Source organism: Neisseria sp. P0009.S008 (assembly GCF_051958615.1).
In the GTDB taxonomy this organism is placed as follows: Bacteria; Pseudomonadota; Gammaproteobacteria; order Burkholderiales; family Neisseriaceae; genus Neisseria; species Neisseria subflava.
Map to the genome: position 1 here is coordinate 1 of NZ_JBQCVG010000094.1, position 240 is coordinate 240.

1 rRNA gene is annotated in these 240 nt (G+C 55.4%); it reads right to left on the reverse strand.

Features of this window, described 5'->3' with window-relative positions:
* A 16S ribosomal RNA gene (locus tag ACTHSQ_RS11415) occupies positions 1-240 on the reverse strand; the annotation flags it as partial.

Genomic DNA, 240 nt, shown 5'->3' on the forward strand with positions numbered 1-240 from the left:
GCGCCCTTTACGCCCAGTAATTCCGAGCAACGCTAGTCCCCTTCGTATTACCGCGGCTGCTGGCACGAAGTTAGCCGTCCCTTCCTCTTCTGGTACTATCAACCCTGTCCGCTATTAACGACCAGGTCTTACTCCCAGATGACAGGAGTTTACAATCCGAAGACCGTCATCCTCCACGCGGCGTTGCACCATCAGGGTTGCCCCCATTGTGAAAAATTCTCGACTGCTGCCACCCGTAGG